This window comes from Phenylobacterium sp., from assembly GCF_004297125.1.
GTDB lineage: Bacteria > Pseudomonadota > Alphaproteobacteria > Caulobacterales > Caulobacteraceae > Phenylobacterium.
Window position 1 is genome coordinate 237,841 of the sequence record NZ_SCVD01000020.1, and the last position, 21,263, is coordinate 259,103.

At 71.1% G+C, this 21,263-nt stretch carries 20 protein-coding genes; 11 read left to right on the forward strand and 9 right to left on the reverse strand.

All coding sequences use genetic code 11. The features are described from left to right. Positions 1–52: 52 nt before the first annotated feature. The 6 genes from EPO51_RS12020 to EPO51_RS12045 form a co-directional block, all read right to left on the reverse strand. Positions 53–2,476, reverse strand: coding sequence for a heavy metal translocating P-type ATPase (locus EPO51_RS12020; RefSeq protein WP_293350656.1), 2,424 nt, complete (start codon positions 2,474–2,476; stop codon positions 53–55). A gap of 387 nt (positions 2,477–2,863) precedes the next feature. Continuing rightward, positions 2,864–6,061, reverse strand: coding sequence for an efflux RND transporter permease subunit (locus EPO51_RS12025; protein WP_293350659.1), 3,198 nt, complete (start codon positions 6,059–6,061; stop codon positions 2,864–2,866). A 5-nt stretch (positions 6,062–6,066) separates the two neighbouring features. Next, complete coding sequence (locus EPO51_RS12030; RefSeq protein ID WP_293350662.1) at positions 6,067–7,215, reverse strand: efflux RND transporter periplasmic adaptor subunit; 1,149 nt, start codon at positions 7,213–7,215, stop codon at positions 6,067–6,069. 1 nt (position 7,216) lies between these two features. Beyond that, positions 7,217–8,455, reverse strand: coding sequence for a TolC family protein (locus EPO51_RS12035; RefSeq protein ID WP_293350665.1), 1,239 nt, complete (start codon positions 8,453–8,455; stop codon positions 7,217–7,219). Positions 8,456–8,507: 52 nt separating this feature from the next. Then, positions 8,508–8,852 (reverse strand): hypothetical protein, encoded by a 345-nt coding sequence (locus EPO51_RS12040; RefSeq protein ID WP_293350668.1) that lies wholly within the window; start codon positions 8,850–8,852, stop codon positions 8,508–8,510. Between the two features lie 43 nt (positions 8,853–8,895). After that, positions 8,896–9,534 (reverse strand): cation efflux transmembrane domain-containing protein, encoded by a 639-nt coding sequence (locus tag EPO51_RS12045; protein ID WP_293350670.1) that lies wholly within the window; start codon positions 9,532–9,534, stop codon positions 8,896–8,898. Between the two features lie 31 nt (positions 9,535–9,565). Here EPO51_RS12045 and EPO51_RS12050 point away from each other — a divergent pair, with 31 nt between their 5' ends. From EPO51_RS12050 to EPO51_RS12065, 4 genes are all read left to right on the forward strand, one after another. Further along, positions 9,566–10,093 carry a MerR family transcriptional regulator gene (locus EPO51_RS12050; protein WP_465246603.1) on the forward strand — a complete coding sequence of 176 codons (528 nt, stop codon included), beginning with the start codon at positions 9,566–9,568 and terminating at the stop codon, positions 10,091–10,093. Between the two features lies 1 nt (position 10,094). Beyond that, positions 10,095–10,592: a Fur family transcriptional regulator gene (locus EPO51_RS12055; RefSeq protein ID WP_293350673.1), complete on the forward strand. Its 498-nt coding sequence runs from the start codon at positions 10,095–10,097 to the stop codon at positions 10,590–10,592. 151 nt (positions 10,593–10,743) lie between these two features. Further along, on the forward strand, positions 10,744–12,669 hold the full coding sequence (locus EPO51_RS12060; RefSeq protein WP_293350675.1) for a TonB-dependent receptor plug domain-containing protein: 1,926 nt from the start codon (positions 10,744–10,746) through the stop codon (positions 12,667–12,669). Between the two features lie 46 nt (positions 12,670–12,715). Next, positions 12,716–14,110: a PepSY-associated TM helix domain-containing protein gene (locus tag EPO51_RS12065; protein ID WP_293350678.1), complete on the forward strand. Its 1,395-nt coding sequence runs from the start codon at positions 12,716–12,718 to the stop codon at positions 14,108–14,110. A 75-nt stretch (positions 14,111–14,185) separates the two neighbouring features. Here EPO51_RS12065 and EPO51_RS12070 read toward each other — a convergent pair whose 3' ends face one another. From EPO51_RS12070 to EPO51_RS12080, 3 genes are all read right to left on the reverse strand, one after another. Continuing rightward, positions 14,186–14,509, reverse strand: coding sequence for a YnfA family protein (locus EPO51_RS12070; RefSeq protein ID WP_293350680.1), 324 nt, complete (start codon positions 14,507–14,509; stop codon positions 14,186–14,188). Positions 14,510–14,578: 69 nt separating this feature from the next. Then, positions 14,579–14,959, reverse strand: a complete 381-nt coding sequence (locus EPO51_RS12075; RefSeq protein ID WP_293350683.1) for an MFS transporter permease — start codon at positions 14,957–14,959, stop codon at positions 14,579–14,581. Between the two features lie 2 nt (positions 14,960–14,961). Beyond that, complete coding sequence (locus tag EPO51_RS12080) at positions 14,962–15,300, reverse strand: hypothetical protein (protein ID WP_293350685.1); 339 nt, start codon at positions 15,298–15,300, stop codon at positions 14,962–14,964. Positions 15,301–15,405: 105 nt separating this feature from the next. On the opposite strand from EPO51_RS12080, the gene EPO51_RS12085 reads away from it, so the two are divergent. The 7 genes from EPO51_RS12085 (at position 15,406) to EPO51_RS12120 (ending at position 21,262) form a co-directional block, all read left to right on the forward strand. Next, positions 15,406–15,837: a MerR family transcriptional regulator gene (locus tag EPO51_RS12085; RefSeq protein ID WP_293350686.1), complete on the forward strand. Its 432-nt coding sequence runs from the start codon at positions 15,406–15,408 to the stop codon at positions 15,835–15,837. A 270-nt stretch (positions 15,838–16,107) separates the two neighbouring features. Then, positions 16,108–16,437: a hypothetical protein gene (locus tag EPO51_RS12090; RefSeq protein ID WP_293350688.1), complete on the forward strand. Its 330-nt coding sequence runs from the start codon at positions 16,108–16,110 to the stop codon at positions 16,435–16,437. A gap of 1 nt (position 16,438) precedes the next feature. Then, positions 16,439–17,680: a type II toxin-antitoxin system HipA family toxin gene (locus tag EPO51_RS12095; protein ID WP_293350690.1), complete on the forward strand. Its 1,242-nt coding sequence runs from the start codon at positions 16,439–16,441 to the stop codon at positions 17,678–17,680. A 173-nt stretch (positions 17,681–17,853) separates the two neighbouring features. Beyond that, positions 17,854–19,233 (forward strand): Fic family protein, encoded by a 1,380-nt coding sequence (locus tag EPO51_RS12100; protein ID WP_293350692.1) that lies wholly within the window; start codon positions 17,854–17,856, stop codon positions 19,231–19,233. Positions 19,234–19,605: 372 nt separating this feature from the next. Continuing rightward, positions 19,606–19,845, forward strand: a complete 240-nt coding sequence (locus tag EPO51_RS12105; protein ID WP_293350695.1) for a hypothetical protein — start codon at positions 19,606–19,608, stop codon at positions 19,843–19,845. A gap of 222 nt (positions 19,846–20,067) precedes the next feature. Further along, complete coding sequence (locus tag EPO51_RS12115; RefSeq protein ID WP_293350700.1) at positions 20,068–20,712, forward strand: type IV secretory system conjugative DNA transfer family protein; 645 nt, start codon at positions 20,068–20,070, stop codon at positions 20,710–20,712. Next, positions 20,684–21,262: an LPD7 domain-containing protein gene (locus tag EPO51_RS12120; RefSeq protein WP_293350703.1), complete on the forward strand. Its 579-nt coding sequence runs from the start codon at positions 20,684–20,686 to the stop codon at positions 21,260–21,262. Before EPO51_RS12115 ends, EPO51_RS12120 begins: the two co-directional genes overlap by 29 nt. The last annotated feature ends 1 nt before the right edge of the window (position 21,263 follow it).

The window sequence follows — 21,263 nt, forward strand, 5'->3', positions numbered from 1 at the left end:
AGCCGCCCGCCGGGATTCGCCGTGCGGACGCGACGCCGCAGGGCCGCCGCGCTCAGCCGGCCGTCCCCGCAGTCGCCGGGGGCTTGTAGGCCAGGAGCCGCAGGGCGTTCGCCACGACGAGCAGGGTCGAGCCCTCGTGGAAGACGACGGCGGCGCCGATCTTGAGTCCGAACAGGGTGGCGGGAATCAGCAAGGCCACCATGCCGAGGCTCGCCCAGAGGTTCTGCCTGATGATGCGGCTCGTCTGCCGGCTCAGGCCCACCGCGAACGGCAGATGCCGCAGGTCATCGGCCATGAGCGCGACATCGGCGGTTTCGAGGGCCACGTCGGATCCCGCCGCGCCCATGGCGATCCCGACGGTGGCGTTGGCCATGGCCGGCGCGTCGTTGACGCCGTCGCCGACCATCGCGACCAGGCCCTCCTTCTCGCGCATGGCCTTGATGAAGGCGACCTTGTCCTCCGGCATCAGGCCGCCGATGGCCTCGTCCAGGCCAAGCTTGGCCGCCACCGCGTCCGCGACGCCCTGGTTGTCGCCGGACAGCATCACGATCCGGCGCAGGCCGAGACCGCGCAGCCGCGCGATGACCTCCCCAGCGGCTTCACGGGGCGTATCGAGCAGGCCGAGGACGCCCAGATAGCGGTCACCCGATCGCACGACCATGACCGTGCGGCCCTGCTTTTCGAGTCTGCCGGCCTCGGCGGCGATCTCCTCGGGAAGTCCGCCCCCCTCGAGCGCATCGAAGAGCTTCGGCTTGCCGACGTGAACGTCTTTCCCGCCCACGCGCGCACGAACGCCCTGACCCGTCAGGCTCTCGACAGCTTCCGCCAACGGAAGGGGCGCATCGCCAAGACGCTCACGCGCCGCCGCAACGACGGCGGCCGCCAGGGGATGATCGCTCTGCGCCTCCACCGCGGCGGCGGCGCCCAGCAGCTCCGTCTCCGTGGCCCCGATCGCCGGGACGACGTCGGTGACCTTGGGCTTGCCCTCGGTCAAGGTCCCGGTCTTGTCGAAGGCGAGGGCGGTGAGCGTGCCGAGGTTCTCCAGAGGGCCCCCGCCCTTGACCAGCACCCCGCCCCGGCCGGCCCGGGCGACCCCGCTGAGCACCGCGCTCGGCACGGAGATCGCCAGGGCGCAGGGGCTGGCCGCGACCAGCACCGCTATGGCGCGGTAGAAGCTGACGCTGAACGGTTCGTCGAGCACGACAAAGGCCAGCATGAGGACGCCGACCAGGACAAGCACCGAGGGCACGAAGATGCGCTCGAAGCGGTCCGTGAACCGCTGGGTCGGCGATCGCTGGGCCTCGGCCTCGGCGACCATTCTCACGACGCGTGCGAGCGTGGACTCCGCAGCGCGGCGCGGCACCTTCACCTCGAGCGCGCCGGCCCCGTTGATGGTCCCGGCGAAGACCCGATGCTCCGGCGCCGCCCGGTCGAACTCGGCGTCCGCCGGCGCCGGTCGCTTGTCGACGGGCACGCTCTCACCGGTCACCGGAGCCTGGTTGACGCTGCTTTCGCCGGCCACCACCAGGCCATCGGCGGGCAGGCGCTCGTTCGGCCGGACGAGGAGGATGTCGCCGAGCTGCAGTTCCGCGACCACGACGTCCTCGACCTGGCCGGCGCGCTTGCGGGTGGCGCGTTCGGGTGCGAGCTCCGCGAGGGCCTCGATCGCGCGTCGGGCGCGACCCATGGCGAAGTGCTCCAGGGCATGTCCGAGGCTGAACAGGACGAGCAGCAGCGCGCCCTCCGCCCATTGCCCCAGGGCGGCGGCCCCGGCCGCCGCCACCAGCATCAGCGTGTCGATCTCGAACCGGCGGCGGCGCAGGTTTCCGAGCGCTTCCCGGAGCGTGAAGAAGGCTCCGAAAACATAGGCCAGCCCGTAGAAGGTGAGGGACGGGACGCCCGGACCGCGCAGGGAGAGTCCCCAGCCGACAAGGAGCGCGACGCCGGCGAGCCCCGCGAAGGCCAGCTCGGTATGCTCTCCGAAGAACCCTCTCGGCTCATGCGGGTGGCCGTCGCGGGCCTTCTCTGGAGGAATCGCCTCCGCGCCGCGATCTATCAGCCTGCGCAGGGCGTCTTCGCTGACGACGTCCGCATCGAACTCCATCACGGCGAAGCCCGTGGGCGCGACTTCGGCGTAGAGCACGCCCGACGTGGCCCGCAGGCGCTCGGCCAAAATCCGCGCGGCCCGGGCATGCAGGGGCCCGGCGAGCCGCAAGGTCAGGTGCGCGTAGCGATCGCCGACGTCGGCGCCCTCGCGCCTGGCCATGGCCCGGACCTGCGACGGGGAAAGCTGCGCCGGATCGAAATGAATGCACAACTTGCCGCGGTCCGGTGACGGGCCGCGCTTGACGTGCGCCTCGGTGACGCCGCCACGCGCCTTGAGGTTGGCGATCGAGGCCTCGACGCAGCGGCCGCAGGCCCCGGCGTCCCGCGGCAGCAGGACGGGGATCTCGAGGCGGAGCTTTCCGTTGGCCATGGCGGTTCCTTCGCGCGAATGCGACGGGGCGCGCTTGGGCGACGCCCATGCGGGCAAAGGCTTCGGTCCCCGCCAATGTCCGGTACAGCCGTTCGACGAGGGTCGCCACCGCCGCGCCCGGCGCCCAGGCAGGGACAACGCCTGCGCCGGGCCGCAGCGGGGACGCGCGTCCGACGCCCCGCCACGCCGGACGCAGGGGTCATCCTGCCTCTCCCACGGGGCGGACGGAGCCGCAAACCCGGCGTCGCCGCCTAGGGTCCCCGGGGGCGTTGCGCTGGTGGCGGCCGCGCCGGGAGGTGATCGGCGAGGTCACCGCGCCCCGCCGGCGTCACCCACGGATCGCCGCCGTCGCGAGGCGACGCCGCCCGCTTGGCGGGGTCGCCATCCTCATGCCGGCGCCCCCACGTCCCGCGCCAGACGCCGACGCGCGAGCACGCGTCCGGCGAAGGCCGGCAGGACCACCAGGGTGAGCACGGTCGCGGTCAGCAGCCCGCCGATCACCACCGTGGCCAGGGGCTTCTGCACCTCGGCGCCCGCGCCCTGGGCGATGGCCATGGGCATGAAGCCGAGGATCGCCACGAGGGCGGTGGTCAGGACCGCCCGCAGCCGCCGCATCGCCCCGTCGAGCGCCGCCGCATCGGGTGCCAGCCCCGCGTCGAGCCGCTCGCGGATCGCCTGCATCAGCACCAGGCCGTTGAGCGTCGCCACGCCGGAGACCGCGATGAACCCCACCGCGGTCGAGACCGAGAACGGCATGCCGCGCAGCAGCAGGGCGAAGGCGCCCCCGATGAGGGCCAGGGGTACGCAGGCGAACACCAGGGCCGCCTGCGCCGCCGAGCCGAGGGCGAAGTAGAGCAGGACCGCGATCAGCACGAAGACCACGGGCACGACGATCGCCAGCCGCGCCTCGGCCCGCTGCAGGTTCTCGAACTGGCCGCCCCAGTCGAGCCACGCCCCGGGCGGCGGCCTCACCTGCGCCGCCACGGCGGCCTGGGCGTCGGTGACGAAGCCGCCGAGGTCGCGGCCGCGCACGTTGGCCTGGACGACGATGCGGCGCTTGCCGTTCTCCCGGCTGATCTGGTTGGGCCCCTCGCCCTCGCGGAAGCGGACGACCGAGCCCAGGGGCACGAAGCTCGCCCCGTCGTTCACCGCCAGCGGCGTCTGGGCCACGGCCGCCAGGTCGTTGCGGGCCGCGTCCGGCAGGCGCACGACCACGGCGAACCGCCGATCGCCCTCGAACACGCGGCCGGCCTCGCGCCCGGCCAGCGCGATCTGCACCGCATCGGCCGCGTCGGCGGCATGCAGCCCGTAGAGGGCCGCGGCCGCCCGGTCGACCTCGGCGGTGACCATGGGCAGGCCCGAGACCTGCTCGACCCGCACGTCGGCCGCGCCGCGCGTCCTGCGCAGCACCGCGGCGATCTCGTTCGCCGTGCGCTCCATGGCCGCGAAGTCGTCGCCGTAGACCTTGACCGCCACGTCCGAGCGGACGCCGGAGATCAGCTCGTTGAACCGCATCTGGATCGGCTGGGTGACCTCGTAGGCGTTGCCGATCTGAGTCCCGGCGACCTTCTCGATCTTCTCCACCACCTCGGCCTTAGAGAGGCTGCGGTCCGGCCAGTCCTTCTCCGCCTTCAGCACCACGAAGTTGTCGGTGATGCTGGGCGGCATGGGGTCGGTGGAGACCTCGGCGGTCCCGGTCTTGGAGAACACGAAGGCCACCTCCGGGACGGTGAGCAGGGCCTTCTCGAGCCGCCGCTGCATCTCGACGGATTGCTCCAGCGAGGCGCTCGGCACGCGCAGCGCCTGCAGGAGGACATCCTTCTCGTCGAGGGTCGGGATGAACTCCCGCCCAAGCGTGAGGAAGGCGACGAAGCCCAGGAGGACGGCGACGCCGGCGCCCACCCCCACCTGCCGGGGCCGCGCGATGGCCCAGCGGGTGGCCGGCGCCACCCAGCGCCGGGCCAGGACCTCGGCCTTGGTCTCGTGGGCCTTGGCCGGCGGCTTCACCCAGAGCGCGGTCATGGCCGGCACGAAGGTGAAGGTCAGGACGAAGGCGCCGGCCAGGGCCAGCATGACCGTGGCGGCCATCGGCTGGAACATCTTGCCCTCGATGCCCTCCAGGGCCAGCAGCGGCGCATAGACCAGCAGGATGATCGCCTGGCCGAAGGCGGCGGGCCGGACCATCTGCCTGGCGGCCGCCACCGCCTCCTCCAGGCGCTCGGCCACGGTCAGGTCGCGGCCCGCCGCCTCACGGCGCAGGCCCATGCGGGTGAGGGTGTTCTCGACCACCACCACCGCGCCGTCGACCAGCAGGCCGAAGTCGAGGGCCCCCAAGCTCATCAGGTTCCCGCTCACCCCGAAGCGGTTCATCCCGATGACGCCCATCAGGAAGGCCAGGGGAATGACCAGGGCGGTGATCACCGCGGCGCGGACGTTGCCGAGCAGGACGAACAGCACGGCGATGACCAGGAGCGCGCCCTCGGCCAGGTTCTTCTGGACGGTGCGGATGGTGCGGTCGACGAGGTCGGTGCGGTTCAGCACCTCCTTCACCGCCACGCCGGGCGGCAGCGACGGGGCGATGGCCTTGAGGCGCTCGCTCACCGCGTGCGCCACGGTCCGGCTGTTTTCGCCGGCCAGCATCAGGGCGGTGCCGATGACCACCTCCTCGCCGTTCTCCTGAGCGGCGCCCAGGCGGACCGCCTGGCCGAGCTCGACCTGGGCGACGTCGGAGACCCGCACCACAAGCCCGCCGCGGTTGGTGACGGGGGCGGACGCCAGGTCCGCCAGCGAGGTCACCCGGGCGTCGGCGCGGACCACGAAGGCCTCGCCGCCGCGGGAGATGTAGCCGGCGCCCGCGACGGTGTTGGCGTGCTCGACGGCCTCCACCAGCTCGTTGAGGCCGACGCCGTAGGCCGCCAGCCGCGCCGGGTCCGGGCGGACGGCGTACTCCTTCACATAGCCGCCGATGGTGTCGATGCCGGCCACCCCCGCCGTGGTCCGCAGTTGCGGGGTGACGATCCAGTCCTGAACGGTGCGCAGGTAGGTGGCCTTCTGGCGCTCGGTGACCAGCCGCTCGCCCTCTGGGGTCAGGTAGGAGCCGTCCGGCTGCGGGCCGGGGACGCCGGCCCGGGCGGCCTTCACCGGCCGGAACTCCACCGTCCACATCAGCACCTCGCCCAGCCCCGTGGTGATCGGGGCCAGCTCCGGCTTGGCGTCGGCGGGCAGCTCCTCGCGAACCGCCTCGACCCGCTCGTTCACCTGCTGGCGGGCGAAGTAGATGTCCGTGGAGTCCTTGAACACCGCGGTGATCTGGCTGAAGCCGTTGCGCGAGATCGAGCGCGTCTCGAGGAGCCCCGGGATCCCGCCCAGGGCCGTCTCCACCGGGAAGGTCACCCGCTGCTCGATCTCCTCCGGCGACAGGGCCGGGGCGATGGTGGTGACCTGCACCTGCTTGTTGGTGATGTCCGGCACCGCGTCGATGGGCAGCCGGAACAGCTCGGAGACGCCGACGGCGGCCACCAGCAGGGTGACGAGCACGACGGCGATGCGATGGCGCACCGAGAGCGCCACGAGTTTGCTGAGCATGGCGGTCAGTCCTCGTGCTCGGCTTCGCCCTTGGAGAGCTCGGCCTTGAGGACGAAGGCGCCGCGGCCGGCGATGCGCTCGCCGCCCTTCAGCCCGCCGACGATCTGGGTGAAGCCCGCGCCGAACCGCCCCGGCGTCACCGGTTGCGCCCGGAAGCCGCCCGCCTCGGCGATGAACACCACCGGCCGGCCGGCCAGGGTCTGCACGGCCTCGGCCGGGACGGTGGGGTAGCCGCCGGCCTCGGTGGCGACGGCGGCGCTGACCGCCGCCCCGGGCGTGAGGCGCCCGCCGCTCGGGCGGGCGCGCACCATGGCCGCCCCGGTGGCGCCCTGCGCCATGGGCGCCACGCCCACGATCACCGCATCGGCCTCGGACCCGTCGGGCCCGATCACCCTGAGCGGCGCGCCCACCTTGAGCTTCGCGGCCGCTTCGGGCGGCGCGTGGAACACCACCTCGACCAGGGCCGGATCGGCCACCTCGGCGACGGGGCCGCCCTGGGCGACGAAGCCGCCCGGAGCCACCTGCAGGCCGGTCACCACCCCGCCGATGGGGCTGCGGACCACGATCTCGCCGGAGGCGCCCGGCGCCCCGGCGGCCGCGGCCTTGGCCCGCGAGGCGACGGCCTCGGCGCTGGCGCGCGCCGCCGCCGCCCGCGCGGCCTCGAAGTCCTGGCGCGCGGTGACCCCGGCCTTGAAGAGGCGCTCCTCGCGCGCCAGGGCGGCCCGCGCCGCCTCGGCCTCGGCGCCGGAGGCGATCGACTCGGCGCGGATAGCCGCGCCGTCGGCGCTGCGGATGACCACGAGGCCCGCGCCGGGCTCCACGCTGGCGCCCGGCGAGATCAGCAGGCGCACAATCGAGCCGGATACCGGCGCGGCGACGGCGGCCCGCGCGCTCGGCGCGGCCTCGACCCGGCCGGTCAGCCGCAGGTCCCCGGCGCCGCCGTGGGCCACGGTGACCACGGCGATCCCGGCGGCGCTCGCCTGCTGCGGCGTCAGCTTCACCACGTCGCCGCCGCCCTCGGCGTGCTCTTCGCCATGTTCGGCTTCGGCCTCGGCGGCCGGCGGCCGGTCGGTCCATTTGGCGAGGCCGAAGCCCGCGCCCAGGGCGACCGCCACGGCCGCGGCGGTCAGGAGGGTTCTCTTGTCCAGGGACATCTCAGGCTCCGAAAGGGGTGCGCCCGGTCAGCCGGGCGATCTCGGCTTCGGCGCGGACGCGCGCCAGCCGGGCGTCGAGGGTGCGGACCCGGGCGGCGGCCAGGGCGCGTCGCGCGCTCGACAGTTCAAGCAGGGGCAGGCGACCGGCCTCGTAGCCGAGGCGCGCCAGCCGATAGGCCTCGGCGGCGGCCGCCTCGCCGGCGCTCGCCGCCTCGACCCGGGCGGCGGCGCTGCGCGCCTGCGCCTGGGCCGCGCGCAGGTCCGCCACGGCGTCGAACTCGGCCTGCCGCAGGCGCGCCTCGGCGCCTGACAGCTCTGCGCGGGCCGCCTGCGTGGACCCGCGGTTGCGGTTGAAGAGCGGCAGCGGCGTGGAGATCCCGGCCACGAAGGCGGTGGCGTCGTCGCCCGCCAGCCGCCGCACGCCCGCCGAGACGGTGACGTCCGGGACGGCCTGGCGCGCCTCCACCCGGACCCGGGCGGCCGCGGCGTCTCGCGCCGCGCGCGCCGCCGTCACCCCGGGCGCGGGCGCCTCACCGCCGGCCGGCGTAGTCGCGGCCCGCGTCAGCAGGCTCTCCGAGACCGCGTCGAAGGCCACCGGCGAGCCGACCTGGGCCGACAGTTTCGCGAAGGCCGTGTCCCGCGCGGCGAGCGCCTCGTCGCGTTCGGCGCGGGCCGCGTCGCGTTCGGCGGCGGCCTGCAGCGCCCGAAGCTCCGCCTCGCGGCCGGCGTCCACCAGCTGCCGGGCGGCGCGCGCGTCCGCCTCGGCCGCCTGCAGCGCCTCGTCGGCCTGGCCGAGCTTGGCCGCGGCGGCCTCCGCCTCGGCGTAGGCCACGGCGAGCTGGGCCGCGAACTCGGTGTTGGCGAGATCGGCGCCCGCGCGCGCCGCCAGCACGCCGCTGCGGCCGGCCAGCACGCGGGCCTGGCGCTTGCCGCCGAGTTCCAGGGTCTGCGACAGCGACGCCGTGGTTTCGGCGAAGTCCAGCCCGCCATAGGGCCCCGAGCCCGAGACGTTCTCGACCTCGACGCCGAGGACGGGGTTCGGCCGGGCGCCGGCCTGGCGGGCGAGACCCTCGGCCTGGGCGACCTGGGCGGCGGTTTCGGCGAGGCGCGGCGCATTCGCCCGCGCCTGGGCGAGCAGGTCCGCGTACGGCGGCGCGGGTTCGGCCCAGGCGGCGGACGCGCCGAAGGCCGCGAGCAGGAGCAGCGCCGCGCGGGGCGGGCTGCGGAAAGTCGGAAGCATGATATCCCTCGTGAGCGTGACGGATGGGGCGCGCGCGGTGGCGTGCGATCCGTCAGGCTCGGGGCGGTCGCTTGAGCCCGTAGGTCGGCTCGGAGGTTGGCGGGCGCCCCGTCGCCAGGGCGTTGTCGGCGGCCGCGAGGCGCACCGGCCGCTCGGCGGCGACGCCCACGGCGGCGACGTACGGGGTCGGATGGTGGCAATGGCCGTGCAGGCAGACGCCCTTGTCCTCTGGGGACGGCGCGCCGCCGTCAGGGTGCGACACGAGGTCGGCGCCCGCATCCGCAGTGGGCGTCAGCATCGCCAGCGTCGCGCTCAGGCTGTCCTCGTCACGGCAGAGCAAGCCGTCCAGCGCCGGCCCGAAGGTCAGCAGGGTCAGCACGAGCGCGGCCAGCGTCATGCCGACCTTCCGCCACCAGGATGAGCCCAGAACCATCACGCGGCTATACCGGCGCAGCCGGCCGACGGGAATGCGTTACAAAATCCGCTTCGGCCAGGGCCGCCCGGCGTTCGTCGCGCGCCTGCACCGCGATCTGCCAAGCCGAGCGCAGGAACACCGCGGCCAGCAGCACGCCCACGGCCAGGTCCGGCCAGCGCGACCCGGTCACCGTCACGGCGACGCCGGTCGCGGCGACGGCCAGGCACTGGATCAGATCGTTACGCGTGCAGAGCCACACGGACCGCACGTTGGCGTCGCCCTCGCGGAAACGCACCAGCAGCAGCGCAGCCATCAGGTTTGCCGCGGCCCCGAACAGCCCGAGGCCGGAGATGGCGGTCCCTTCGGGTGCGGCGCCGGACAGGGCCCGCCATAGGGCTAGGCCGAGGATGCCGAGCGCCATCAGGGCGAGGCTTGCGCTCTTGAAGAAGGCAGCCCCAGAACGGACATCCACGCTTTTGCCGATCACCCACAGGCTGAGGGCGTAGGTGGCGGCGTCGGCCGCGAAGTCGAGGGTATTGGCGGCCAAGGCCGCCGAGTTGGCGAGCCAACTCCCCACCGCCACAACCCCGAACCCCAGGACGTTGATTGCGATGACCGCCCTCAGCGCGCGGCGGTAGGCCGGCGAAGCGCCGTCGAAGGCCACATTGCTTCCGCAGCATCCATGGACGGGGGTCGTGTCGGAGGTGGAACAATTCGACATGACGCCATTCATGCATCCTCTAGCCACTAGAGGAGCAAGGCCCTATTTTCGCCCGATGCAGTCCGCCCCGCTGAGCATCGGCAAGCTCGCTCGCCTAACCGACGTGAAGATCCCGACGATCCGCTTCTACGAGCAGATCGGGCTTCTGCCCGAGCCCGACCGGACTGAAAGCGAGCGGCGGGTCTACGGTGACGCCGCGGTGCGCCGGCTGTCCTTCATCAAGCACGCGCGGCAGCTCGGGTTCTCCGTCGAGGCGATCCGCGCGCTGCTGGCGCTAACCGACGATCCGGACCGCCCCTGCGAAGAGGCGAACGCCCTGGCGGCGGAGCAGCTGGCCGAGGTGGAAGAGAAGATCAGCCGCCTGACAGCGCTGCGCGCCGAGTTGCAGCGCATGGTGGCCGCGGGGTGTCATGGCCGGGCGGGCGACTGCCGGGTGATCGAGGCGCTGAGCGACGATAGCCAGTGCGAGCATGGACGGCCGCTGAACCTCGCGGAGGTCTGATGTGAGCGACGCCTGCCCGCACAATGGGGCGGACCAACCCTCCGGCACGGACGTGATCCGCGCGGTGGACGCGGCCGCGGCGCGCTGCGCGGCGGCCGGAGAGCGATGGACGGAACCGCGACGGCGGACCTTCGAGCTGCTGGCTCAGGCCGGACGCCCCGTGAAGGCCTATGACCTCATCGCGAACTATGGCGGCGGCAAGAGCACGAAGCCGCCCACGGTCTACCGAGCCCTGGAGTTCCTGGAGAGCCAAGGCTTGGCGCACCGGCTGGAGTCCATGAACGCCTATGTCGCGTGCGCCGGTGGCCACGATCACAACCACTCCGCCGCGTTCGTGATCTGCGAGTGCTGCGGCGCGTCGCGGGAGCTAGGAATGGATCTCGCACAAGGGGTGCGACCTCAAGCCGAGACCCAGGGCTTCGCCCTGCGGTCAGTCGTGCTGGAAGCCCACGGCCGCTGCCCCGCCTGCACAGTGCCGAACGCTCAGTCCCGCCTGTAACCCGCTGTAACGGCGCCGAAACCGTTCAGTACGGGGCGCCCCCCGACGAGTGACGGCAAGCTCCCCGCATAAACTGGGGGATGACCACGCAATGGTAAGACTGACGGCCGACGCGACCGGGAAACGAGCTTTGCTTGCTGCCGCCATAAGCTTGGCGGCGTCCGTCGGCAACGCCTGGGCTGCTGACGCGGAAGTGGAGGAACTGGTCGTCACCGGCCGCCTCGAAGAGACCTTGCCTCAGGAACTCGGCCGCTACGGCCATCGGGTCGAGATGGTGAGCGGCGAGGAGATCGATCGGCGAGGCCACACCGACGTGGGCCAAGCGCTGCAGTCCAGCCTGCCGGGCCTGTCGCTCATCCCGCAGAGCGGCCCCTTCAGCTACAACGTCGCCTCATTGCAGGGATCGCGGCCGGGCGAGATCCTCTACCTCGTCGACGGCGTCCGGATCTCAAACCGGCTCTACAACACCACGCCGCCGCTCGACACCGCGCCGGCCCACATGGTCGGACGCATCGAGCTGCTGGAAGGCGGCCAGGGGCTGTTCTACGGCACTCAGGCGGTGGCTGGGGTGGTCAACATCGTCACCCGCGACTTCACCGACCAGCCCTCGGGTCGCCTCGAGATCGGGATCGACACCAACGAGGCCATCACCGCGAGCGGCTACTACTCGGCTGCCCTCGGTGGCCACCGCCTCATCGCCTTTGCCAGCCGCGACGAGGCGACCGGTTACCGAGTGTTCTCGGACGATCAGGTCCAGCCCAGCCTGGCCGACCGCCACCGCGGCTACCGGATGACGAGCGGCGGGCTCAAGTGGGCCTACGATATGACCGAAGCCCTGCGGCTGTCGGCCAGTTACACCCATACCGAAGGCTTCGCGGAGCTGGCGCGGCCGAACCTGGTTTCCGAGAACCTCAACACCCGCAACGAAGAGATCGCCTGGGCCAAGGTCGACTTGGACGTGAACGACCGGCTCAGCCTGTTCGTGAAGGGCTACTGGCATGACTGGGACAGCACCTTCAACCAGACGAACACCGGCCTGGGCGGTCCCATCGTGGTGTCCGACAAGGAGAAGTGGCAGTTCGAGGACTACGGGCTGAACACCCTGGCCCGCGCCACCCTGCAGCCGGGCCTGGAGCTTTGGGGCGGCTACGACGTCCAGCGCTACGGCGGCTTCGACGACGTGCTGATCATCCTCCCGCGGAAGGAGACGGCGCATGCCGTCTTCGCCCAGGTGCGCGCCGGTCCCGAGATGATCCCAGGCCTCCACCTCGCCGCCGGCTTCCGGCACAACATGTCGAAGTCCAGCGACGACGCCACGATCTGGAACGTCTCCGGCCAGTTCGACATCAGCGACGCCCTCTTTGTGCGCGCCGCGGGCGGAACCTCGTTCCGGCTCCCGGATGCCGAGGCCCTGTTCGCCCAGGACCCGCTAAACAACGGCGAGATCGGCAACCCCGACCTGAAGCCTGAACGGGCGCGCAACCTTAACGCCTCCGTGGGCGTCCAAGGCGGCGGCTGGCGTGGCGAGCTGATAGGCTTCTGGCGCGAGACCAAGGACCTGATCAGCTTGGCCGGGGAGACGCCGGACCCGGACGTCTTCCAGTTCATCAACCTGCCCGGCAAAGTTAAGGTCCGCGGGTTCGAGGCGGTGGTTACGGGCGAGGCCAGCGACTGGCTGTCGATGAAGGCCTCCTACACTCATGCGCGAACCCGCCAGAGCGGGAGCACGCTCCAGCTGGTCGAGATCCCGCAGGACACCGCCATGGCCGCCTTCGACCTCCATGAGCCTGGTGGCGCCTACGGCGGTAGCACGACCGTGAACTGGACCGGGGACGTCTTCGACAGCCTGCCCTCCGGCATCGGCCGCGTGAACCGCGGGGACTTCACAGTGGTGGACCTGAACGCCTGGGTGAAGCTGGGCGAGCATGGGCGGTTCTCCGCCCGGCTGGAGAACGCCCTGGACGAGGACTACTCCACTCGCGTGCGCCGCTTCTTCACCGACGGAGGGTCCGCCTTCCCCGGCCGGTTCCGCGGCGTCCCGAGGACCCTGCACGTGAGCTACGCCTATTCCTTCTGAGGGCGCCTCCAACGCCCGTCGTAAAGCCTGGGCGCCCAGGTGGCTGGTGGTTACCCACCGCTATCTGGGCGTCTCTCTGGGCGCGCTCATCCTGCTGTGGGGCCTCTCCGGCATGGTCATGCTGTTCGTGCGTTATCCGGAGGTGTCCCCGCGCGAGCGCCTCGCCGCCCTGCCCCCGATTGACTGGTCTCGCTGCTGCGACTTCGGCGAGGTTCTACAAGGGCCTGTCCGGATCAACGCTGCTAGCATCGAGGACTTGGCTGGCGCGCCCGTCTTGCGCCTTGAGACGGCCGACGGCGAGCGCCTCGTCATCGACTTGTCGAGCGGTCGCCCCCTCCAGGACGTCAGCGCGGCGACGGCCCGTCTGGTGGCCGCTCGCCACGAGCGCTTCTCCCGGGAGAGCCGGGCCACCGCTGTCGAGCGCGACCAGTGGACGGTCACCGGCTATTTCAACGACCGCCGGCCGTTCTGGCGCGTTCGCCTGGCGGACGGACAGGGTACTGAGGTCTATGTGTCTCGCCGCTCGGGCGAGGTGGTGCAGCGGACCACGACGGCGTCCCGTTTGCTTAACTGGCTCGGAGCGATACCGCACTGGCTCTATCCTGCGATCCTGCGGCAGCACACCGCGCTCTGGGCGCAGGTCGTCATCTGGACCTCGCTGATCGGCGTGTTCCTGACGGTGACGGGGCTCTACCTCGGCCTTGTGGCATGGCGGCCCTTTCGCCACGGGGGGCCGTCGCCTTACCGAGGTCTGCTGAACTGGCACCACCTGACCGGGCTCGCCACTGGCGTGCTCACACTGACCTGGGTCGCAAGCGGCCTCGTCTCCATGAACCCATGGGGCTTCCTGGAGAGCCCGCCGGACCGCGCAGAGGCGCGCCTCCTGGGCGAACCGATCACCTTTGCCGAAGTCCAGTCGGCGCTATCCGACCTGGCGCAGACCAATCCGATCGCGGCCCATGTGGAACTCGCTCGGCTGCAAGGCCGCCTGTACCTCCTCAACGGCGATCAACGCCTCGACGCGCTGGCGCGCCCGGCTCCGCTCACCGAAGCCCAGCTGGCGAAGGTGGGGAGGTCCCTGGGCAACGTCGCCAGCCAGGGGCTGATCCACGCCGAAGACGCCTATTACTTCTCGCACCACGAGGCCGCCTCGCTTCCCGCCTGGCGCGTGGTCACCGAGTCCGGTGTCCGATACTACCTGGACCCGACGAGCGGCCGCTTGCTGACGACCTTTGATCCCGCGGCCAAAGCCTACCGTTGGCTGCACCTCGCCCTGCACCGCTTCGACTTCGTGCCGGGGCTACGGGCGGGGCCGGCTTGGGCGGCCGCAATGGTGATCCTTCTGGCCGGCGTCAGTTTCGGCGTGGCAACCGGTGTGTGGCTGGCCTGGCGGAGGATGGTGCACGATCTGCGCGGATTGCGGGGATCGAAGCGTCGATGAGCCGGGCCGGCCGCCTGTCAGGCCACATCAGCCCCGTTTGGGCAGCGAGCGGCTCTAGGGCGCATACTCCGCGCGTCATGCAGGGCGCGGCCCCCACAGGATCACGCCTGCGCCGATGAGGCAGACGGCGGCGCCGATCAGATCCCATCGGTCGGGCGGGCGCTGCTCCACCACCCAGAGCCACAGGAGGGAGGCGACGATGTAGACCCCGCCATAGGTGGCGTAGGCCCGCCCCGCCGCATCGCTGTCCACGCGGGTGAGCAGGTAGGCGAACAGCGCGAGCGAGAGCATCCCCGGCGCCAGCCAGAGCGGCGACCTCCCCAGCCGCAGCCAGGCCCAGAAGCTGAAGCAGCCGGCGATCTCGGCCACGGCGGCCAGCGCGAAATAGACCCAGGACATCCGCCTCTCCCGCCGCGAGCCGGCCCGAGGCCTTCTTCGCGGCGCCGGGCCCCCGCCGCAAGCCCGACCCTACAGCAGCAGCGCCAGCAAGGGCCGCTCGACCAGCGGCCAGGCCAGGGCGAGGACCAGCAGGAGCGTCGCGACCGCCATGAGCCGCAGGGTCAGGCGCGCGGGACGCTTGCCGGTGCGGCGGCTCTGCATCCAGAGCCAGGCCCAGGCCGAGACCACCGCCACGAGGCCGGCCAGGATCATGATCCGGTTGGCGAGGCCGAGGACGGCCACGCCGCCGCCGAGCAGACCCAGGGCGACGGCGGGGAAGGCCACCGGCAGCGTGCAGCAGAGCGCGCAGGCGCCCACGGCGCCCGCCGTCGCCAGCACCGCCGTCACGCCCACCGCCTTGCCGCGCCGCTCGTCCTGGGCGGGTCCGTGGTCCGTTGTCTGGATCGCCATGGTCAGCAGCACCCGCAGGCGCGCGCGCCGCGCTCGCCGGCGGCGAGGCCGGCGAACAGCATGTCGGCCGCCTCGCGGGCCGCTTCCGGCGCGGTGACCGTGAGCACCACGTCGCCGCCCCGGGCCGCCACGTCGAAGGCGAGGAAGGCGCAGCAGGCCTGTTCCTGGGCGACCAGCCGGGCGACCTCGCCCGCCGCCGCGGCCGCGTAGGTCAGTTCGAGGGTGAGCCCCGCGCGTCGCTGGGCCTTCAGGCTGCGGCCGTTGAGGTCGGCGATCCAGGCCATCCGGGCCCGGACGTCGTCGGCCCCCAGGGTGCAGGCGAGGGGGAGGTCTTCGGTCAAGGTCGTCTCCTTGTCGGGCGCCGGCCGGAGCGGCTTGGCGCCAGGGAGACGGGGTTCTAGAAGCTCAAGGGGCTTGAAGTTCAAGCCCTCTTTCGGAGCTGTCCCATGGATCGCGCCCTCTCCATCGGCGCCCTCGCCCGGCGCAGCGGCTCCAGCGCCCCCACGATCCGGTACTACGAGCAGATCGGGCTGCTGCGCCGGCCCGACCGGCGCGAGGGGGGACATCGCACCTACGGGGCGGCGGACCTGCGGCGCCTGACCTTCATCCGGCGGTGCCGGGACTTCGGATTTCCCATCGAGCAGGTGCGGAGCCTGGTGGCGGTGATCGAGGACGCGGACCGCTCCTGCGTGGACGCCCGTGACCTGGCCCGCGATCAGCTGGTCGGCGTCCGTCGGCGGCTGGAGGAGCTGCGTCACCTCGAGGCCAGTCTCGCGCAGCTGGTCGCCGACTGCGACGCCCGATGCGTCGGGGGACCGGGACCCGATTGCGTGATCCTCGAAGACCTGGCCTCGCAACGGAGCGGCTGCTGCGCCTGACGGCCAAAGCGACCTTCCCGCGCCTCTTTCCAGGCATGGTCCGCAATCCACGCTCGCCGCCATCGTGACGGCCGCCGATCCGGCCCCCGGCGGACTGGCTCGATGCGGGCTGTCTCGACGGAGCCTGAAGGTCAGCGGCGCCAAAATCAGTGCATAAGGCGCTATTGCGCACTATTTATGGTGCAATGATCAGGCCGACAAGCTTGACCCCTTATCCATCGCATCATAAACAAGGCCCTATCGCACTTAGCGCTCGTTTTTTGGTGCAACATGAAAGCGTCCAAGGCTCAGTCCGCTCTGCCGCTGCCCGTCCGCCGGGCGCTCACCGCCCTGGGCCGCGACATTTCCACGGCGCGCCGGCGTCGGGCGATGACGGTCGCCGTGATGGCGGAGCGGGCCTTCGTGGGTCGCAACACCATCACCCGCGTCGAGCGCGGCGATCCCGGCGTGGCTCTCGGCATCTACGCCACTGTCCTCTTCGTGCTCGGTCTCTCGGACCGGCTGGCGACCCTCGCCGACCCGACCACAGACCAGGTGGGCCTGACGCTGGCCGAGGAGCAGCTGCCCAAGCGCGTCCGCGCCAAAGCCACGAGCGCCTGACATGGACCGCGAGATCGAGGTCCACATGGATTGGGGCGGCCAGACGCGGCCGGTCGGTCGTCTGTGGGCGCGCGCGAAGGGTGCGCGCCAGACCTGTTCCTTCGCCTATGACCCCGCCTGGCTGGCTGCCCCCGGCGCCTTCGCCTTGGAGCCCAACCTGCCGCTGGTGCGCGGCGACGCCCACTGGGATGGCGGCCTCTTCAACGCCTTCAGCGACCCGGCGCCGGATCGCTGGGGCCGCAACTTGATGGGTCGCCGGGAGCGCGCCGCCGCCAAAGCCGAAGGCCGAGCCCCCCGCACCTTGCTGGAGGCCGACTTCCTGATGCTGGTGGAGGATCAGACCCGCCTTGGCGCTCTGCGCTTCCGCGACACGGGCGGCGAGGCCTTCCAGGCGGCGGACGCGCAACCCGTGCCCCCCCTGGTCGCCCTGCCGAAGCTCCTGGGCGCGGCCCGCCGGATCCTCGACGACAAGGAGACCGAAGAGGACCTGCGCCTGTTGTTGGCGCCCGGCAGCTCGCTGGGCGGCGCGCGACCGAAGGCTTCCGTACTGGACACGGACGGGCAGTTGCTGATGGCGAAGTTCCCGAGCCCGACCGACGACTGGCCGATCCCGATCTGGGAGTCGGTCGCGATGACCCTGGCCGAACGGGCCGGCGTCGTCGTGCCGCCCTTCCAGCTGCGCCAGGTGGCCCGGCGGCCGGTCTTCATGATGTCCCGCTTCGACCGCGCGGCCGACGGCCACCGCCGTCCGTACTGCTCGGCCTTGACGGCCCTCAGCGCATCCGACGGAGAAACCCGCAGCTACCTCGAGTTGGTCGACGTGCTGCGCCAGGATGGGGTCGACGCCCCTGGCGACGCCGCCCAACTCTGGCGGCGGATGGTGTTCAACGTGCTGATCTCCAACACCGACGATCACCTGCGAAACCACGGCTTCCTAAGAGAGCCCGGCGGCTGGCGGCTCTCGCCCGCCTTCGACCTCAACCCCATGCCGACCGACGTGAAGCCCCGCGTGCATGCGCTCGCGCTCAACGAGGCTGACGCGGAGTCGTCGCTCGACACCGTGCTCTCGGTGGCCCCCTACTTCCGGCTGGGCAAGGCCGAAGCCGAAGCGATCGTCAAAGAGGTTGCGGCGGGTGTCGGCACGTGGCGCGACGTGGCGGCCGTCTATGGCCTCACAGCCAACCAGATCGACCGCATGGCCAGCGCTTTCGAGCACAGGGATCTCATCCGCGCCACTTCCTGAGCCTGCGTGCCGGACCCGGCGGTCGCGGGCGGCGGACGCCGCTGATCCGTCCATTCACCGACTGGCCCCGCGTCTGCGGAGATTGCAACAGATAATATCCGCATACAGCGCGGAGAATAAGGTTGCAACTGCGGAGAGAGATGGCCATATTATCCGCAACTAGCGCGGAAAATATGTCGACGTACATCTACGAGCTCGGGGTTTGGCCGCGCTTCCAATGGCGTGACGAAACGCTTGCCTCGCAGCTGGGAGCCGTGCGCCACCATCAAGGCCGGCTCATCGGCAGGATGGAGACGTTGGGCTTTCCTCTCAGGAAGGAAGCGGTTCTCCGAACCCTCACCGAGGACGTCCTCAAATCCAGCGAGATAGAAGGCGAGAAGCTCGACGAAGAGCAGGTCCGCTCCTCGATTGCGCGGCGTCTCGGCATGGATATCGGCGCGCTCACGCCCGTCGACCGCGACGTCGAAGGCGTCGTCGAGATGATGCTCGACGCGACCCAGAACTATGCCGAGCCCCTGTCGAAGGACCGGCTCTTCGGTTGGCATGCTGCCCTCTTCCCGACCGGCCGCAGCGGCTTGCGCAAGATCGTTGTAGGCGACTGGCGCAGGCCCGAGGGCGATCCGATGCAGGTCGTCTCCGGACCGGCCGGGCGCGAACGCGTACACTACGAAGCGCCGGGCTCCGACAAGCTCGAGGCCGAAATGGCCGCCTTCCTGGAGTGGTTCAACGACCCGCCCAAGACCGATCCGGTCCTGACGGCGGCGATCGCCCACCTCTGGTTCGTCACGATCCATCCGTTCGAGGACGGCAACGGCCGGATCGCGCGCGCCATCGCCGACATGGCGCTCGCCCGCTCGGAGGGCAGCCCGCAGCGCTTCTATTCGATGTCGGCGCAAGTCCGCATCGAGCGGAACGCCTACTACGACATCCTTGAGGCGACCCAGAAGGGCAACCTCGACATTACGCCGTGGATGACCTGGTTCCTGAGCTGCCTCGACCGAGCGATCACCGGCGCAGAGCAGACCCTGGCGGCGGTCCTGCGTAAGGCCCGGTTTTGGGAACGCCTGGCCGGCGAGACCCTCAACGACCGCCAGCAGGGCATGCTCAACCGATTGCTCAATGGCTTCGAGGGAAAGCTCACCTCGTCGAAATGGGCGACCATCGCCAAGACCTCGCAGGACACCGCTTCGCGCGACATCAACGACCTCATGAGGCGGCGCATCCTGGTCAAGGATCCGCGGGGCGGCCGCAGTACGAGTTACTCGCTGATCGTCACGGCCGCCGATGCCCTGCGGGCCGTCGCGGCTTATGTCCGCGCCCACAAATCCCAAACCGCCTGGAGCGCCGCGCACCGGGCGTCGGACGCTGAGAAGACCGAGCGCGTCACGCGCATCGAAGCTGCGGCCGACGCGCTCGATGAGCTCGCGGCCAGAGGCGACAAGATCAGCTATCGGGAGTTCGAAGCCGTGCTGGGCCAACTCAGCGACGACGGCATGCATCCCGAGGCCCAGCTCGTGTCGGCCGTCGCCTTCGTCCTTCGTCGTGAACGCTAGACAACCAGGCGACTACCCATGTCGATCAGGCCGCGCATCTGGGCCCCCATACTTGCTCTTCGAAGCAAATTCTCCAGTCGGTCCAGTTCTGGAACTACCGACTGAGCGCGAACAAACCCGAAATTCTACGAGAACGTACGCGAACGAAAACGTGCAAATTTCGCACACTTCATGTTTCAACCTATTGATTTTATTGAATAATCCGTCCAGTCCATCATGGGCGCGATACAGAGTAAATGATGTTGATTTTTCAATGGTTTGAGATTATTCTTCAATGTGTTCGGTGCAAAATGGGTGCACCGATTTTACGACGTTTTTCGACCCAGTTCGCCCGCTTTCGATCCTGCACTGCACCCAATTTGCACGCGAAAAATGGCCTCCATCCGCAAGCAAAAGTCCGGCCACTACCGGGTCTGGATCCGCCGCAAGGGCAAGTCTCTGTCGGAGACCTTCGTCAATCGCGAGGACGCCAAGAACTGGGGTCTCGAGGCCGAAAGACAAATCGACCGCGGTGGTTCGCCCATCCCCTCGCGCATCGCGAGGCTTACGACCTTTGGTGAGCTGATCGGACTGCACATCGCCGATATGACCGAGGTCGGCAAGCCGCGCTGACGGTATGAACCGTCGCCTCCGTCGTAGAAGCCCGCGCGCCACGGTCGGCCCAAGCCTGCAGATCATCGATCGCATAAACCACGCGACCGCCGATCTTCCGGTAGGCCGGCCCTGTCCCAAAGGTGCGGTGCTTCTCGAGCGTGCGCCCCCACAGTCCGAGCCAATCGGCCGCTTCGTTGGTGCGCATCAGTCTGTGTGGGGTTGCAGTCAGGCTCGCGCCGGATGGGGAAGGCGCTCCGAACCTACCAGCACTGGGAGTCGGGCTTCTATGGACTCGACCGCGACGAGGTCCATCGCTTTGCTGAGATAGTAGAGGCCGATCCAGGGGAGATCGCCTTCGCGCCCAAGGAGCTGCGCCTCGCCAACGACCTCTCGGAGCGCCTGGGCTACACCACCGTCCGCAGCCCCTCACGCAGCCGTCCCACCGGCCTGTCGCGCGGCCACCGCAGCGTCAGCGGGAGCGACCAGCGCCGCGCGCTGCTCCTGCCGCAGGAGCTGATGCAACTGCCGGCCGACGAGATCCTTGTGCTGAGGGCCGGCCTGCCGCCGGTGCGGGCGCGCAAGATCCGCCACTACCGCGACCGGGCCTTCCGCCACCGGGTGTCGCCGCCGCCCGCCGTGCCGCCGCTGGCGCCCTGTCGAGCCGAGCCCCCCATCGACGATGGGCCGGCGCCGCGATCGTCGGCCCCGGCCCTGACCCTGAAGGCGCTGGCCCCGACCTTGGCGGCCGACGGCTTCGAGCCGGTCCCGCCCGAGGGGGCCACCCCGGACGAGATCGAGGCCTGGGTCGTGCGCTTCATCGATGCGTCCGCGCAACGCGCGCCGGAAGGAGGCGAAGATGGCCGACACCGCGATCAACACCGTTGAGTCCGGCCGTCCCGGGCGACCATCCACGGCCGGAGACGTGCCCGAGGCCATCCGTCGCCGCTACCTCACGGAGCGTTCCGGCAGCGACGCCGTCGCCTATTTCGTCGATGCGCGCGTGGCGACCCCGGCCTTCCGGGACCAGGGGCGCAGCCTGTCCAGCGACCGCAACGACCCGAACGTGGTCCGCGACCTCGTCGCCATCGCCGCCCATCGCGGCTGGACGGACGTCGCCGTGCGCGGACAGACGGAGTTCCGCCGCGAGGTGTGGCTGGCCGCCCGCCGCGCGGGGCTGGAGGTGCGCGGCCACCGCCCCAGCGAGCGCGACCGCCAGCAGCTTTCCCGCGCCACGGCGCGCTCGCCGGCGCCCGACCGCGCCTCCGGCCGCCCCGACCCGCTCCAGGTCGTCGAGGCCGTGGTCCGCAACCGGGTGGTGGAGCCGGCGGAGCAGTCGCGGATCCTCGCCCTCGCCCGGGAGCGGCTTGCCGGCTGGCTGGAACGCGGGGCCGCCGTCCCGACCGTAAGACGCGACCGCGACGAGCGACCGCGATAGC